14 protein-coding genes are annotated in these 16,467 nt (G+C 51.3%); 9 read left to right on the top strand and 5 right to left on the bottom strand.

Annotation, left to right across the window (positions count from 1 at the left end):
- From EPA93_RS42895 to pth, 6 genes are all read left to right on the top strand, one after another.
- Complete coding sequence (locus tag EPA93_RS42895; RefSeq protein ID WP_207229350.1) at positions 1 to 294, top strand: acylphosphatase; 294 nt, start codon at positions 1 to 3, stop codon at positions 292 to 294.
- An 18-nt stretch (positions 295 to 312) separates the two neighbouring features.
- The gene (gene gatC, locus EPA93_RS42890) at positions 313 to 603 is read left to right on the top strand and encodes an Asp-tRNA(Asn)/Glu-tRNA(Gln) amidotransferase subunit GatC (RefSeq protein ID WP_129893435.1); all 291 of its coding nucleotides are present in this window, start codon (positions 313 to 315) and stop codon (positions 601 to 603) included.
- 8 nt (positions 604 to 611) lie between these two features.
- Entirely contained in the window at positions 612 to 2,072 is a 1,461-nt protein-coding gene (gene gatA / locus EPA93_RS42885; RefSeq protein WP_129893434.1) for an Asp-tRNA(Asn)/Glu-tRNA(Gln) amidotransferase subunit GatA, read from the top strand.
- Between the two features lie 83 nt (positions 2,073 to 2,155).
- Complete coding sequence (locus EPA93_RS42880) at positions 2,156 to 3,133, top strand: D-alanyl-D-alanine carboxypeptidase family protein (RefSeq protein WP_129893433.1); 978 nt, start codon at positions 2,156 to 2,158, stop codon at positions 3,131 to 3,133.
- A gap of 147 nt (positions 3,134 to 3,280) precedes the next feature.
- Positions 3,281 to 4,615 carry a metallophosphoesterase family protein gene (locus tag EPA93_RS42875; RefSeq protein WP_129893432.1) on the top strand — a complete coding sequence of 445 codons (1,335 nt, stop codon included), beginning with the start codon at positions 3,281 to 3,283 and terminating at the stop codon, positions 4,613 to 4,615.
- 12 nt (positions 4,616 to 4,627) lie between these two features.
- Positions 4,628 to 5,335: an aminoacyl-tRNA hydrolase gene (pth, locus tag EPA93_RS42870; RefSeq protein WP_129893431.1), complete on the top strand. Its 708-nt coding sequence runs from the start codon at positions 4,628 to 4,630 to the stop codon at positions 5,333 to 5,335.
- A gap of 167 nt (positions 5,336 to 5,502) precedes the next feature.
- Here pth and EPA93_RS42865 read toward each other — a convergent pair whose 3' ends face one another.
- Genes EPA93_RS42865 through EPA93_RS42855 form a run of 3 tightly spaced genes read right to left on the bottom strand, consistent with a single transcriptional unit; the run spans position 5,503 to position 7,465 of the window.
- A complete protein-coding gene (locus EPA93_RS42865; protein ID WP_129893430.1) occupies positions 5,503 to 6,201 on the bottom strand; it encodes an SdpI family protein in 699 nt (232 codons plus the stop codon).
- A gap of 28 nt (positions 6,202 to 6,229) precedes the next feature.
- Positions 6,230 to 6,559 (bottom strand): metalloregulator ArsR/SmtB family transcription factor, encoded by a 330-nt coding sequence (locus tag EPA93_RS42860; protein WP_129893429.1) that lies wholly within the window; start codon positions 6,557 to 6,559, stop codon positions 6,230 to 6,232.
- Positions 6,560 to 6,604: 45 nt separating this feature from the next.
- Entirely contained in the window at positions 6,605 to 7,465 is an 861-nt protein-coding gene (locus EPA93_RS42855; RefSeq protein ID WP_129893428.1) for a YhfC family intramembrane metalloprotease, read from the bottom strand.
- A 670-nt stretch (positions 7,466 to 8,135) separates the two neighbouring features.
- Here EPA93_RS42855 and EPA93_RS42850 point away from each other — a divergent pair.
- The 3 genes from EPA93_RS42850 to mfd all read left to right on the top strand — a co-directional run bounded on the left by EPA93_RS42850 (position 8,136) and on the right by mfd (position 13,730).
- Positions 8,136 to 8,786, top strand: a complete 651-nt coding sequence (locus EPA93_RS42850) for a class I SAM-dependent DNA methyltransferase (RefSeq protein WP_129893427.1) — start codon at positions 8,136 to 8,138, stop codon at positions 8,784 to 8,786.
- Between the two features lie 167 nt (positions 8,787 to 8,953).
- Positions 8,954 to 9,778, top strand: coding sequence for an endonuclease/exonuclease/phosphatase family protein (locus tag EPA93_RS42845; protein ID WP_129893426.1), 825 nt, complete (start codon positions 8,954 to 8,956; stop codon positions 9,776 to 9,778).
- Between the two features lie 442 nt (positions 9,779 to 10,220).
- Positions 10,221 to 13,730, top strand: coding sequence for a transcription-repair coupling factor (gene mfd, locus EPA93_RS42840; RefSeq protein ID WP_129893425.1), 3,510 nt, complete (start codon positions 10,221 to 10,223; stop codon positions 13,728 to 13,730).
- A gap of 26 nt (positions 13,731 to 13,756) precedes the next feature.
- On the opposite strand, the gene EPA93_RS42835 is transcribed toward mfd, so the two are convergent.
- Complete coding sequence (locus EPA93_RS42835; protein WP_165423775.1) at positions 13,757 to 14,434, bottom strand: DUF4388 domain-containing protein; 678 nt, start codon at positions 14,432 to 14,434, stop codon at positions 13,757 to 13,759.
- A gap of 475 nt (positions 14,435 to 14,909) precedes the next feature.
- Positions 14,910 to 16,286, bottom strand: a complete 1,377-nt coding sequence (locus tag EPA93_RS42830) for a hypothetical protein (RefSeq protein ID WP_129893423.1) — start codon at positions 16,284 to 16,286, stop codon at positions 14,910 to 14,912.
- Positions 16,287 to 16,467 lie beyond the last annotated feature (181 nt).

The raw sequence follows: 16,467 nt of genomic DNA, 5'->3' as shown, positions 1-16,467 counted from the left end.
ATGAGCCAGAGTGATAAGGCCATCGAAGAGCTTTATGCAACAGTACGCGGACGCGTACAAGGCGTAGGTTTTCGTTATTTTGTCGTGCAGAAAGCCTTAGCCATTGGGCTACGCGGATACACGCGCAATGAAAGCAACGGCGACGTAGAAGTGGTCGCCCAGGGACCTCGGCCAGCCCTCGAACAACTTCTTATGCTGCTACGTCAGGGGCCATCAGAGGCAGATGTACAGAAAGTGCAGACAGCATGGCGAGAACCGACCGAGCATTTCAGCGGATTTCACATTAGATGGTAAGTATAAAAGAGGATACAGATGATTGATCGCGAGACAGTGAAAAACGTAGCGAAACTCGCCAGGTTAGGTCTGAGCGAGGAAGAAATTGGGACCCTCGGGAACCAACTTTCCGTTATTCTGGAGCATATTCATATCTTACAAGAGGCTGATGTAAGTGGAGTTTCGCCTACAGCCCATGCCTCACGCCTTACTAACGTGATGCGCCCAGACATTCCCCGGCCCTCCTATCCACCAGAAGTGCTGCTGGCTAATGCTCCGGATCAAGAAGAGAACTGCCTGAAAGTCAATGCAGTGTTGGAAGGGATGTAGGGCGCGCTATGACAGAATTATATCAACTCACGATTCACGAAGCTGGGGAGCTACTGCGGCAAGGCAAGATTTCCTCTGTTGAGCTCACACAGGCCCATCTTGAGCGCATCCGCCAGGTAGAACCAAAGGTAAAAGCCTTTACGCTTGTTACCGACGAGCTTGCGCTTAAACAGGCCAGAGAGGCAGACCGCCGCTTTGCCAGCGGCGAGAATCTTTCTCCGCTCACTGGCATTCCTATAGCTATCAAGGATCTCATTTGCACAAAAGACATTACGACTACCTGTAGCTCACGTATGCTTGCAAACTTTAAACCACCATTTGACGCAACAGTCATGCAGCACCTCAACGCAACCGGTATTGTAATGGTCGGCAAAACAAATATGGATGAATTTGCCATGGGCTCCTCAACCGAGCACTCGGCCTTCTTCCCTACCCATAATCCCTGGGATCTAGAGCGCGCTCCTGGCGGCAGCAGTGGAGGCTCAGCGGCAGCTGTCGCAGCTGGCATGGCGATGGGCGCCTATGGCAGCGATACTGGTGGCTCGATTCGTCAACCGGCCTCGCTTTGTAACGTGGTTGGCCTCAAACCTACCTACGGGCGCGTATCGCGCTTCGGCCTGGTAGCTTTTGCCTCTTCGCTGGATCAGATCGGTCCCTTTGCCCGCAATGCGCGCGATGCAGCTATCTTACTCCAGGCCATAGCCGGGCCCGACGCATCCGACTCGACATGCTCTCCCCAACCCGCCCAGGACTATAGCGCTGCTCTCACGGGAAGCATTAAAGGTTTGCGTATCGGAGTTCCCAAAGAATACAGAATTGAGGGCATGCCCGAAGAGATTGTGCAGGCTACCCAGGCCAGCGTTGAGCTTCTGCGCTCAATGGGAGCCGAGATCAAAGAAGTCTCACTGCCCCATACGAAATATGGTATCGCTGCCTACTACATTATTGCCCCGGCCGAGGCCAGTGCCAATCTTGCACGCTATGATGGCGTGAAGTATGGCTATTCCTACCGCGATACTACCGATATGTGGGAGGCTATGGAAAAGACGCGCGAGAACGGCTTTGGCGCCGAAGTAAAGCGCCGCATTATGCTGGGCACCTTCGCGCTTTCCGCCGGCTACTACGATGCCTACTATAAGCAGGCTGAGAAGGTTCGTTCCCTGATCACCCAGGATTTCGAGCGAGCTTTCAAGGATTGTGATGCCCTGGTCAGCCCGGCCACTCCAGGCGTAGCCTTTAAGCTTGGCGAAATCTCCGATCCTTACCAGATGTATTTGCAGGATGTGTTCACCATTCCGGCAAATCTGGCAGGCATTTGCGGAGTCTCTATTCCTGGCGGCTTTAGTAACGGCCTTCCTATCGGTCTGCAACTGCTTGGTAATGCCTTCGCAGAAGATATTATCCTGCGCATCGCAGACACCTTCGAGCGCGAAACCAATTATCATACATGCTGGCCGGCAAATCTATAAGCAGGCCGCGCATGTCAGGCCATTAACAGTAGGGGCTTTCTGCCCCTACTTAAATTAGCTAAAGAAGTGGGTGTTCAGTTTTCATGATACGTCGTGTTCTCGCTATTTTTCTGCTCATCTTAGCAGCTTGTATCGTGATTGCAGTTCCCCTGCTCATTTTGACCCCTGCTGGCAATCAGATTTTGAGCACCCTACATTTAACAGAACCAACGCCGACGCCCGCACTACTTAAACCTATGCCAACTCCCACACCAGCACCCATTCTTACCGTGAAAGGCCCTCTTCCATCTGTCCAGGCAAGCGCCGCCTATCTGCTCGATATGGATACCCAGCACGTCTTAGATGATGACAATGGGGAACAACCACTACCCATGGCAAGCACAACCAAAATTATGACGGCGCTTGTCGCGATACAAACAGGGAACCTTGAGCAGCTCATCCCAGTCAAGCAGGACGCGTATAATCGCGTTCATATCGATGGGGGAAGTAGCGCAAATTTGCGGGTTGGCGATAAGATACCCTTGAAAGAATTACTCTACGGACTCTTACTACCTTCAGGAGATGATGCAGCGGTTGCTATCGCCGACGAGCTGGGCGAAGGTTCGCAAGAGACATTTGTCCAGCGCATGAATCTCTTTGCCTATCGTCTACACCTGTTCCAGACCCATTATACGAATGTTGATGGTCTCACCCTTGAAGATAATGCGCCTCATTATACGACTGCGGCGGATCTGGCGCGGCTTGCGCAATATGCGATGAGCATTCCACTCTTCGCGCAGATTGTACACACACCAAAATATTATTTGCCCGCCACAGCCTCCCACCTTGCATATACCTGGCTCACGACGAATAACTTACTTACCACCTATGATGGGATGCTGGGTATTAAGACAGGCCATACATATGCTGCTGGATATTGCCTGGTCTTCGCAGCCGAACGTAATAAGCACCATCTGATAGGAGTTATTTTAAATAGTCCAAGTGAGGTACAACGTGATCATGATGTCGCAAAAATGCTCAATTGGGGCTTTAGTTTGCCGCTATTGCCCTCTTCTTCCTAGAGGCATGGCATGAATTTTATGCTGAATCGCTTGATTCAGCGAAATTCACGCTCACATTCTACCTCGCTAGTACTAGCGAGGTCAAAGTAAACATGATAGAATAGTCACACCTACTTGTGCTATGTAGTTTGAATAGAGTATTACTGAATGCGCTACGCTATTTTTACTGATGTACATGCGAATCTGGAAGCGTTAGAAGCTGTGCTAGCAAAAATCGATGAGCTGGCACAGGAGGAGCCTGTTGACCAAATCTGGTTTCTTGGTGATCTGGTTGGTTATGGGCCTAACCCTAACGAATGTATCGTCAAGCTGCGTGAACGTACAGACGTCATTATCGCAGGCAATCACGATTGGGCAGCAGTCGGAAAGCTCGATCTTGATGACTTCAGCGAAGCTGCACGTATCTCTGCAGAATGGACGGCTGAGCAGCTCACAGAAGAGCATCGCAACTTCCTGAGCTCTCTACCCGAGCGCCTGGAGATGGGGGCATGTACGCTTGTACATGGCAGCCCTTATGGCCCTCTTTGGGAATATCTTACCTCGGAAGTGCTTGCCGAACGTAGCTTCCAGTACTTCAATAGTCGCTACTGCCTTGTTGGTCATACTCACGTCCCCATTATTTTTCAACAGCCCGATACTATCGCTAATGAACCCACCCACCTGTTAAGCAGCGAAGAGCAGATTGACCTTATCACCGCAGCCACGCAAGCGAATGGGGATGCGACTACGGCGAACAATTCTTCTGAAGAAGAAGAAGATACTGCTGAGATAGTCGCTGTCCGCCTGGCGAACCAGGCCGCACAAGAGAACGCCACAGGTGAAAACTCCCAGGCCGCGCAAGAGCCACGTTCCGGCAAAAGCGTTGAGACAACATCGACAGAGGACGAGTCCGAATCTACATCAGGCGAGGAAGACACGGCCAACGACCACAAGCCGGAGTCAGCCGACGAGGCTGTAGCGGCCGATGAGCTTGTAGAGCAGGAAAACACTTCCTCTTCTTCTGGCGAGGAAGCCGATGAGCAATCCCCTGCAGTTGAAGAAGAAGCCTCTGCGGATGAAGAGCAAAATATCTCGGCAGAAGCGGCGAGCCAGGCCGAGGCACAGACTGAGCCGGCAGAGGCGGAAGTAGCCCCGGTCACGCCTGAAGAGACCATTCTCAATGCCGAAGACCGCTTTAATCAGGAAATAGAAGAGCTGCTCACCTTACTGGGTCTGAGTCAGAGTATGGTGCAAATCACTAACGAGATGATTGTCCCTCCAGAGGGCCATTGGCAGGCACCCGAAGGCTATCGAGCCATCATTAATCCAGGTGGCGTTGGGCAACCACGAGACGGGGACGCACGTGCAGCTTTTATGATTTACGATACCAAGCGTGGCTTCACGTTCTATCGTATCCCTTATGACATTGAGAAGACACAGGAGAAGATCATTAAGGCAGGGCTCCCCCCTTATCTGGCGGCTCGTCTGGCTTATGGTCGTTAATTGTTACAGCTTATGAAGTTGGTAATTGGCCTGGGGAATCCAGGCCCTCAATATGAACATACCCGCCATAACGTTGGCTTTCGTGTCGTTGATAAACTAGCTTCCCACCATGGTTGGAAGTGGGAACGAAGAGGCCGAGCCATGCTTGCCAACGGCATGCTTGGTACTGAAAAAGTGCTGCTGGTAAAGCCTCTTACCTATATGAACAATAGCGGAGAAGCTGTAGGAGAGCTTGTACGCTGGTATAAAGCTCAGCCGGAGGATGTGCTGGTGGTCTATGATGAGCTTGATCTGCCAGTAGGCAAAGTTCGCCTCAGAGCTAATGGCAGTGCGGGCGGCCATAATGGGCTGAAAAGTATCATCCACCATCTGCATACCAATCAGTTCCCCCGCCTGCGCGTTGGCATTGGTCGTCCCGCTAACCATCGTATGGAGACTATTGATTATGTCCTGGGCGTCCCAGGAGGAGACGAGCGTATCAGCCTTGAATTAGGGGAAGATAGGGCCATTGAGGCGGTTCCACTAACTCTGGCACAAGGAATTGATGCGGCCATGAATCTCATCAATCCAGATCCAGAGGCCCAACAGAAAGCTGCAGAGAAGCAGCGGCTACGCCAGGAAAAGCGCGAGCAGGAACGGCTACGCCGGGAGGCAGAACGCAATAGTCAGCCACAGCAGGCCGCAGGTGAGTCACTACAAACAGAGGCACAGAACGAATAGAAAGAGGCAGGACTATATGAAGGGAATCGGTTCTCTCAGTAGCTGATCTCTCCATAAATTGGTCCTGCACTTACTTCTCCCTTCTAACCTACACCCTTAATAGCAACTAGATCTCCTTATCTACCATCCTGCAACCTCTCAGCATAAAGGCTCGCCCTTGCGTCGAGCTAAACGGGCATCCCTACACGACGATAGACGATATATGAGTAGGCATACAGACCGATGCCCAGCAATAAGAGAGGTCCGATCATGGCCCACAAACGCAATACGGGCACAAAGCTGACGATAAGGCCAAGCAAGCCGACAGCTACAAAGGCCCAGCCGCCAAGTCGATGGGTTCGCTCCCACACAGTCTCACTGGCCAGCGTCCAGGGCGTGCGAATACCAATCCAGGCATTGCGCCGCAACTTTCCCATATAGTTGCCGAGCACGATATAGAACAGCGAAAGCGTCAGGCAGATTACAAACGACATATCCAGAGGTATACCAAGCGCAATGGCCAGGGTGGTCAACTGTAGGACAAACAGGAACAATATCAAACCTGCCAGCAGCGGCCCGGGAACTCTGCGTATCAAGTTCGGCGTATCAGCGCTATAGCGAGTTATAGCAATTTGTGACAGAAGTGCCAGTATACATAAGCCTATACTCAGGCTGGGAAAGAATATTGCGCTTGTGGCTTTAGGCATATACCCATCGATCTGGCCCACAATATTCCAGTGCGACGGGATCTGCGCGGGCAAGAAAGGATAGGTAGCTAAAGCGGCAAAGACCTGCAAGGCGATTACTACAAGAATAAAGCGCCCCAACTGACGCGTGAATAGCGAGTTCCTTCGACCTCTGCCATTATTACCTAGTAAAGGCTGCATAAAGAAGATCCTTTTTCACAGATGAAAGTTATTCAGCATCTAACTTTTTCTGTTTAATATCTGCTTCAGAAGCATCTGACCCTACGGAGGACGAAGGTTCCACGCCTCCTAACCATTCCAGAATTTCGGTCATTAAATCCTGAAACACAGTTGTGTTCAAAGAATATACTTGAAACTGACCCCGCCGCTCTACGCGCACAAGGTCAGCCAGTTTGAGCACCATCAAGTGATGAGAAAGGGCGGTGCGTCCAATTCCCGCATATTCGGCTAATTCGCCCGCTGTCCTCTCTCCTCCCCGCAGATGCTTTAAGATTCTCCGCCGCGTTGGATCAGCAATAGCTTTGTAGGCTTCCTGCATAACATAACCAGACTCCCTACTTAATAGCTTATATAATACACTGTTTTATGATACGGATGTACCCGGCTCCAGGGCAGTGGGGGTAGCCGTTTGAGTTGGCTCACGCTTATCGCGCAAGCGCCAGATAAGCCATAGCGCAAACAAACCGGAGACGGTTACCACGCCTTCAACCACGAGAGAGGTTTCGGGCCTTGCCCCCAGCCATAGGGGTAGGCCAGCAGTAAGAAAGTCTAAACAGGCGTGGAGTAGGATGGCAAGCCAGAGCCAGGCGATATTATTTCGCCGAAAAACCTGCAGCACTACCACCGACATGGCTATATGAAATGGCAGCGTCCAGAGCCTTTCCCAGCCACCGAGAAAAGCCAACCAGACTGGCTGAGCATTAATGGCGGCTAGCTGATGCATGGCCACCTCGCGTGTGCCGGCTGGCAGAGACGCAGGATTGCTGGCCAGCAGTGAGGCCAGCGTAATCGTACCGACCAGGCCCAGGATTACCTGACCACCAACAAACAATATTGACTCCAGCCCTCCGTGACCAATGCCATACATGATAGCTTTGCTCCATGTCTTTTCCTCACGCTTCATAAGCCAACGGTAGCCGATATAGCGCCCAATCTCTTCCGCCAGGCCGGCAGTGAGGGCAAGAGCTACGATCCAGGCTATACGAAAAGCCAGCGAAGCCTTTAGCTGAGAAGCAAATAGCGTCTGCAGCCAGATCACCAATGGAATACGCGTGATAAGCTGGAACAAGAAGAAGATCAGTGCCCCATACCAGAAATAGCGCCAACTCACATGCAGGCGCTTACGCGCAATAATCGCTAATACGATGGGATAGCAAATTACAAAGACTGCTGTTACGATTGTCCCTATAAGCCAGCCCTGATTTAGTGATACAGAAGATTGCATAACTATTCTTGCCTTCCTAAGATCCCGGCAAGCTGGAAACGGCTCGCCGATTTTTCATCCCTAAAATCTAAGCATTATGGTCCTTCTAGAGTGCCAACCAACGATCGGCCCTTGTTGACCATTGCCGGCAGTAGCGGGTCCCCACCTGGCGCCGGGATTTCCTCGATGGCCAGGCAGATAATTCAATATTTCAGTAGTTGTTGAAATATTAAACTAAAAAGAAGGCCCTGTCAATAGAAATCTTATTTCCTTCTATCCTGGCAATTGGCACGAAGGATCGAACAAGCGGGCAGCAATAAGCACTTGCAGAGGATCGCAAGGTAGGAATGGTTTTGACCTCAAGCACGAGACACGGCGCTCAAGAGTTGGACACCATGCTCAGAAAGATTACCACTCCAGAGCGGAACAATTCGCTTCTGGAATGGTAAATAGTGAAAGGAATCCATTCACTCCCGTCCGGGATAGAGAACCTTCTTATCAAGTTCTGGAAACCGCTGCTTTCGCCAGCCTGGCTAGCTGTTAGGCCAACGACAGCGTTTCAGTGCCCTTGTTTTAAATATGCTCGTTTGCTCTGTTAGGAGAAATAGCTACAAGGGTCATCTTTGCAAAATAGAGAGGAAGAGAAATATAATAGACGTATCTTAAAAGAAACGGAGAGTAACGAGAAACAATGAATCCAAAGCAGATAGTTGCTCAGGGATATGATCATATGGCTGAGCAGTATTACCAATGGGTAATTCACGAGCGCGTGGAGGAACGTCAATACTACACTGAGTTGTTGCTCGATCGGCTGCCTCCAGGTGCTGCTGTCCTTGAACTGGGATGTGGTGTTGGTCTGCCTACGGCTCAGCTTCTGGCACAACAGTTTCACGTCACTGGAGTGGACATTTCTGCTCGGCAGATTGCTCTTGCCCAACAGCATGTCCCACAAGCGACCTTTCTTCAAGCCGATATGACCACCCTCACTTTCCCTTCTGCGAGCTTTGATGCTGTCTGTGCTTTCTACTCGATCATTAGTGTTCCACGGATTGAACACCCTCACCTCCTCTCTGCAATTGCTCACTGGTTAAAACCCGGCGGTTTGCTGATTGCCACGATGGGAACCCATGATGCCGAGGAAGTCCTCAAGCAGAACTGGCATCAATGGGGCGCTCCCATGTATTGGAGCCACTTCGATGCTCAGACCAATCAGCGTCTTGTTCGAGAAGCAGGCCTAGAGCTTATTAGCACCAAAGAAGAGAGTGTAGAGCAAGGGGGGCGCCCCGTTCCATTCTTGTGGATCGTGGCTCAAAAACCATCCTCCTCTCTGAAGACAACGTGAGCTGTATTGCTGAAGAGCTTCAATGGGAATGGAGCCCCAACGCTCCTCAACCACTGCACATGTCGTAACTCCTGGGCTCGATATGCCTAAGATCGCTGCAAGATCTCTCTGCAAGGATGAGCGTCTACGCTTGAGCGCTAAATATATTGTTACCATTTGAGGACAGGATGAGTAACGTACAAACTATTTCTATTGGCACCTTCAATACCTGGGGCATTCCCTTTTCATCTCACTTGGCCCGGGAGCGATATCAAGCTCTCTGCCAGAGCATAGAACATTCCTCGCTTGATCTGCTTCATCTCCAGGAGGTCTGGTTTTACTACCTCCTTGACATTTTACGAACTCGGCTGCCATCTTACCATCTCGCCTATAGACGAGGTTTATTCGGTCCAGAAGCCGGACTCGTCACGCTTTCGCGCCAGCCTTTACAAAATATTGAATTTATTAATTTCCCTCCTGTTGGTGCTCCACCCGAAAAGCGCTGGTGGAAGAGAGCCACACAACCCTTGAAGCGTAAAGGGGCTCTGCTCGCCTGCCTCCCACAATGGTCGCTAGCAACCTGCAATTGTCACCTGATCGCCAACAAAGCAGACGATTGGTCACAAGCTAGCCGCTATTACCGCGCACATGAATACGCGCTGGAGCGCTTAGCTGATATCGTCAATAGTCTTGCCCAGCAGAGAAGGCATATTCTCATCATGGGAGACTTTAATATTCCCAAGCAGAGCGAGCTCTATCAAAAGTTCGTCCAACTCTCGCAAGCTACCGATCTGTTTGAGCAGGACGATAGCCCGACTTACCACAAAGAGTTCTGGCCAAATCCGCAGCGTCTCGACTATGTGTTCTTCCAAATGGAGGAAAAACGCGAGCAGCTTCATGTACGACATAAAGATTTCCTGTTCCAGGAAAAAGTCAGGCTGCAGAACGGCAAAGATCACTATCTCTCAGACCATATAGGACTGATGGCAGAACTAGAAATTGACAATATATAGCCCTTCAACATATGCTGGCCGGTCTGCAGAAGCATAAAAATGGCCATACGCACCTTTGACACTGGGCTTTGTCGTTCTCCAAGATGGGATTGTGAAGGGGGCGTCGTGAGCAAGCGAATAAGCCCTTCACCTGAGACACGGGGCCGAATCCGCTCGATCGCGGCCCCGATTCATTCCTCTTGCTTGCCACAGTCAGGCTGCCCAAGAACGAGATTTGGAAAGTCCTACCTTTGACACGTATCAGATGTGCTAATAGTGCTAGATGTGGTAAAATAAATTATATCTTTCTTTCTATACACGCAAAAAGTACCTGTAAAAGCATTGCACAGAAGGCACAGGTACTGTATGATAGCAGAGATAGCTGAGAAATAAATATTGGATACCTACACCCCTATGCAGGTGCTCATAGGGGTATACTTTGTTGTGTTCTCTGGAGGATGATGTGACATTACAGGGATTACTTGCACTGTTAATACAGCGACCAGAATATCGGCGTCTAATAGAACAATTACGCCAAGCCGAGGGGATACCGGCACTCACCGGTATTACAGAAGCAGCGCGCCCTTTTGTCATCGCCACGCTCGCCTCAACCCTTAAGCAGCCTCTGCTCATTGTGGTCAGTGACGAGACTCAAGCAAGCCAGATGGCAGATGCGCTCAAGGTGTTCCTGTCCAATCCCAGCGACATATTTTGTCTGCCGGATCGCGACGCGCTGCCTTATGAGCGTCTCATTGGTGATGCCCTGACCACTCAACAGCGCATGCAAACTCTCATTGCCATGGTAGAGCGCGAACGCACGCCCATTGTCGTCTGTTCAGCGCGTGCCATGACTCAGCTCATCATTCCTCCTCAAGAACTCTCTACTTCATTGCTCACCTTGCAGCCGGGACAGGAAATTGATCTGAGCATGATGTTAGAGCATCTCTACAACCTTGGCTATCAACCAGTTACCGAAGTGGAAGAGCCAGGTCAATTTAGCCATCGCGGAGGTATCGTTGACCTCTTCCCACCGACGCTTGCCCGGCCAGTACGTATCGAATTTTTCGGCGACGAGATAGAATCGCTACGCACATTTGATCAGGAAACCCAGCGCTCACTTAATCCTATCGACACCTGTTTAGTTGGACCAGCCCGTGAAGCCTTACCCATCCGTGGCCCTGAAGCCGTAAAAGAGTTAGAGGGTCTCGATCGTAAAATCTTACACCGGGACGCCGAGGAGCGCTGGTTGCATGATCTAGAGGATCTGCGTGAAAAGCACTCCTTTGAGGATATCGCCTTCTATCTTCCTTACCTGCACGACTCGGCCACTATTCTTGATTACTTGCCACGTAGCGGCCTACTCATTCTTGACAACCCGGCCAGCATCCAGAATCACATTACCGAGCTCGATGCCCAGGCTCAGGAAATGAAAGAGCACCTCGAAAGAGAGCGCGAGAATCCTGCCCATCTGCAAGATGCCCATGTCAGCTGGAGCCAGCTAGAGCTACATCTCCAGCAGCGCCGCCAGTTGCGCTTCGCCGACATTCTCTCCATGGCGGAAAGCGACTTTGAGGTACATCAGCACGGCGGAACTGAGCATCTGATGCCCTCCTACCATAGTGCTAACTCCTATGGGGGCAGACTACGAGCCTTCGTACAAGATTGTCGCAAAGCTCTTGACCATCGGGACCGCGTGGTAATCGTGACGGCCCAGGCTCGGCGTATGGCAGAGGTTCTCAGTGACGAAAGCATACTCCACGAGGCAACCATCCATGTCAGCCCGGGCACGCATATCAACCAGCTTCCAGAAGCCGGCACATTAACGCTGATCCAGGGCCAACTTGCCGAGGGCTGGCAATCGCGCTCCCTGGCCCTCTACGTATACACAGATACGGAGATATTCGGCTGGTCCAAACGGCGCGGTATCCAACGCCGCAAGCCGGTAACGCCTGCCTCATTTCTCGCCGAGGTAAAGCCTGGCGACTACGTTGTACACCAGGAACATGGTATAGGCCGCTTCGAAGGCCTGGCCAAGATGAACATGACCGGCGTTGAGCGCGAATATCTCCTCATTCACTACGCAGGCACTGACAAGCTTTACATCCCTACCGATCAGCTCGACCGTGTAACGCGTTATATCGGCATGGGCGATTCCGTGCCCGCGCTCAGCAAGCTGGGAACGACCGAATGGACAAGGGCCAAAGCCAGGGTCAAGGAAAATGTTCAGGATATTGCCAGAGATCTGCTACGGCTTTACAGCATGCGCGAGACGGCACAAGGGCATGCCTATCCGCCCGATTCGGAGCAGCCGTGGCTTCAGGAGCTTGAAGACGCTTTTCCCTTTGAAGAGACGCCGGACCAGGCCCGCGCTATTGCCGAGGTTAAAACTGACATGGAACGCCCGCGGCCCATGGATCGGCTCGTTTGTGGTGACGTAGGCTATGGCAAAACAGAAGTAGCTCTCCGGTCTGCCTTTAAGGCCGTCCTGGATCAACGCCAGGTGGCCATTCTCGTCCCGACGACAGTCCTGGCCCTTCAGCACTACAACACGTTTAAAGAGCGTCTCAAGGCCTATCCGGTACGTGTGGAGCTGCTGAGCCGCTTCCGCTCTGACAAGGAGCAAAAACAAGTGCTTGAAGACCTGGCTTTAGGCAAAGTAGACATCGTTATTGGCACGCACCGCCTGCTCCAAAAAGATGTGGTCTTCCTCAATCTGGGCTTATTGATAGTTGACGAAGAGCAGCGTTTTGGCGTCACCCATAAAGAGCGCCTCAAGCAGATGCGCAGCGAGATTGATGTGCTTACCATGACGGCAACACCTATTCCGCGCACCCTGCATATGTCCCTCGTCAACCTACGCGACATGAGCGTCATCGAAACGCCTCCACACGAACGTTTACCGATTCGCACAACGATTCGCGAATATGACGATAATCTCATACGTGAGGCCATCTTGCGTGAGATCGACCGCGGAGGGCAGGTCTTCTTTGTACATAATCGCGTTCAGGGCATCCAGATGATCGCCCACAAACTGCAGCGCCTCATTCCCGAAGCGCGCATCACCATCGGACACGGCCAGATGAACGAAGAACAGCTCGAAAAAGTTATGGTTGGCTTCGCTAACGGAGACTATGACGTGCTGATCTCAACGACGATCATCGAGAATGGCCTGGACATCCCTAACGCAAACACCATTATCGTAAACAATGCAGCCTACTTTGGCTTATCACAGCTCTATCAGCTACGTGGTCGCGTTGGACGTGGCACCCATCAGGCCTACGCTTACTTCTTCTACAATAAAGAAGCCAAGCTTACGCCGATTCAGGAGAAGCGCCTGCGGGCCATCTTTGAAGCTACCGAACTGGGGGCAGGCTTCCGTATAGCCATGAAAGATCTGGAGATCCGCGGAGCGGGTAATCTTCTGGGGGCTGAGCAGTCAGGCTTCATGAATGCAGTTGGGTTTGATCTTTACTGTAAATTGCTGGCAGAGGCTGTGCAGGAAATGCAAGGGAAACAAGTCGAAAAGGTTGCCCCAAGCGCTTCCGTGGATCTGCCCCTGGATGCTTACCTTCCCGACGAATATGTTGGAGACCGCACGCTCAAGGTCAATTTCTATCAGCGCTTAGCTAATCTGAGCCAACCGGAACAGGTAGAGGCAATGGCAGCCGAAATGTGCGACCGCTTTGGAGCATTACCCATACCTGTACAGAACTTATTAGCTATGGTCCGCCTGAAAGTTGAGGCGGCTCAGCTGGGTTATGAATCCATTACGATAAAAGACAACGCCTTTGTCCTAACGGTCAGGCGCAGCATCGTACCCAATCGTATTGTCCTTTACCGACGCTTTCGTAACGAAGCACATGTACAACAGGGAGTTATTCGTATCCCGCGTCGTCTGCTAGGCTCCAACTGGCTAGGGCAGTTGCGTGAATTGCTGCCCGCGATTGCTACAACAACGACATCAACACCCTGATCTCATAAGGAGGAGTTTAAAGGATCTCAGACAAAGATCAAATCTTGCTCCTGAAGTTCGCTCAGCAAGCGCCCTATTTCAGGGATGCTTTTGCGCATGCAGCGAGCAATATCCGCAATAGTTCTACGCCCATCTATTAACAAATAGATAAAACGCTGCGGACGTGTTAAAGGCAAGGATAATACGTTCTGAGCGTTATCGCGTTTTTGTGGCACAAGATTGGCAACGCCAGGGGAGTCGATCCCTGTACGCAACAGATCTTGAGCAACTTGAGTTCGCTGCTTGTCAGACCCGAGTTCTGCCAGCGGTGTAGCAAAGGAGAGAGGTGCCTTTGCCTGCTCCTCATCTACAAGAGATGGATGGGGCAGAGCAGATGTAGTATTCCGGGCAGAAATAACTGCCGAGATCTCGCCAGGGGTCGCCGCCATACCCGCTCCATAGGACGGCTGAATGGGCATGGCAGTATCTGTAAAAAAGCTAAAGTATACCTGGCGCCAGTTCGCCAGATGTACCAAAGCATCCCGGCCCGCAAGAGCCCCTACGCGTGCATACGTAGGCCAGCCACGCTGAAAATAGATCTCGCCTTCTTCAATCTGGTTGCCATTAAAATGCTCAATACTTAATAACCCGCTATGTTGTCTGGCCCGAATGAGATCCAACACATCATCCAGGCTTGCAGCAACACTATCCCTTCCTCTAGTCATCGCATCGAATGCCCTCCTTGCTTCTACTCGGATTGATATTTGCATATCAGTGCTGACTGGTGAGTATTCGCACAGTGGATATGGGATTCTGACAAGCGAAACGCTATTATGTTAACTATAATCATGTATTGGAGATAATGTACCACATCTATAGGGCAGCATGGAATAAAGAAAGAATAAGTTTTAAGGGGTTTTATCCTTCTTAATATGATTTTAATGGGGCTTCTTACAGATGTGCTTTCCTATGCATTAACCTATATAATATTTCAGAAGAAGAGATACGGTAAAGGGGCTATCTCGTGAAAAGGGAGGTGCGTTCCATACCCATCCTACATAACAAATCGCCAAACTTCAGCTGCGATCCTGGCTCACCAAAGCTAGAAATCATACTTAAAGATAAGAAAAGAGATGAGGCCTCTCTTTATAAGTGAGAGAAAGGGCCCCTCTCTTCCAGAAATGTAGGCTCAAGAGTTTCCTAGCGCCTCGTATGCATCAAGTGAAAGAGCAGCGCCTGTTTATAATCAAGAATGCTTACCACACCGGTTTTAATCACCTGATTGGAAAGATTGAGCAACGTAGAGACAACTTGCAAGCGCGTCTCATCCAGGCGCCCTTGTTGACGCAATAGCTCAAGGAGTTGTGAAGGAGATTGACCAGAAATTTCCAGCCCTGCGGTTACTGCCTCCACACGCAGCCACACAATCAGCTGATGGCGCAACTGCTCGAAGATAGCCACATCGTCCTCACCCATTGCTACAGCTGTCTCACGCTGAGAAGACGAAGCTGACGGCGCAGACTGTGCCAGACTTCGCCCCGGCAGAGAAGTCGAAGAGGGCGAGGCAGATACAGCCTCTGTTGTCGACACTGAACGTGCATTAACATTGCCGGAAGCCACGGCTTTAGCAACAGGGGCCGGCTTCACAGGCACATCTATTGGGGGAGCCACTGGCGAAGTGAGCTTATTAACAGGCCCCGTAGAGATAGGAGCCGAGGCAGAAGAAGACGTTCCCAACGGAGACGTGCGCTTTGCCCCAACCGCTGGTGTTGCCGCCGGCGTATTTACCTGCGAACCTGCTCCCGTCGCCGGAGATTGCACAGCTTGTGTATTTACCTGTGATCTCATTTCAGCAGCCGCGACCTGGGCAGCAGGCATATTTACCTGCGGCTCCAACCCTGGAAGCGAGGCTGGTGCAGGCGAGGAGATCGTAGCAGAAGACGCTGACTGCTCAGCTCCACCGGTTAGCACAGGACGTATAGTACGTCGACCTGTACCGTTTGCCAGGATGGGAGCACGCCCCTCGGCGGTGGCAGCAGGTTTTACCTCACCGCGCGCTTCTTGCACTTGTTGTTGTAGGAGCATGGTAGCAGCTGCAATCTGCTCCCAGGAAGGCTCAGCCTGCCCCGAAGTGCTGGCAGCCGACCACGAAACCGCGGGGCGAGGGCTCCCAAAGGGAGGATTATTTTGCCGCTGCCCCGTCACGTGGTTTCGTAAAGCCACTACCACAGTAGAAGCGGAAGAACCAATCAGCATCCGCACATCGGACATTCTCTTACGGCCTTGCTCACCAAAAAAGCTGCGATTGCGCTGCACAAACTGAATAAAGAGACGTTCTATCTGATGCTGTATCTCTGGCGACATCAGATCTATTCGGCTCCATTGAGTGAAATCAACCGAACTCAGGAAAAGCCAGACTTCCTGCCGTTTAGCACGATCCACAGGACGCATACGCAACGACTGTGTACGAGCATCAAAAAATCGCGGATAGCAGAAATTAGCGATTAGCGTCTCAGCTAGTTCAGCCTTCAACCGTGCAATTTCAGCCGGTGGCAATTGGCCTAAATAAATGCCCATCGCTACATCCTCTCTCATTCTACAATTATAGGTACCCTAATGCACCTGATAACGCCATCCAGCAGGGCTTTGCCATGCGCAAATTTGCCGCCTGCTGGCGGCAGAGAGACAACCAAGGTTGGCCCATATCACTTCAGAGAAGGACCCCGCCCTTCACTATCTCGCTTCTGCACACTGAAAA

Origin of the sequence: Ktedonosporobacter rubrisoli, assembly GCF_004208415.1 — a bacterium.
Lineage (GTDB): Bacteria > Chloroflexota > Ktedonobacteria > Ktedonobacterales > Ktedonobacteraceae > Ktedonosporobacter > Ktedonosporobacter rubrisoli.
Note: the sequence above shows the minus strand (reverse complement) of the source record. Positions and strands in the feature narration are given on the sequence as shown.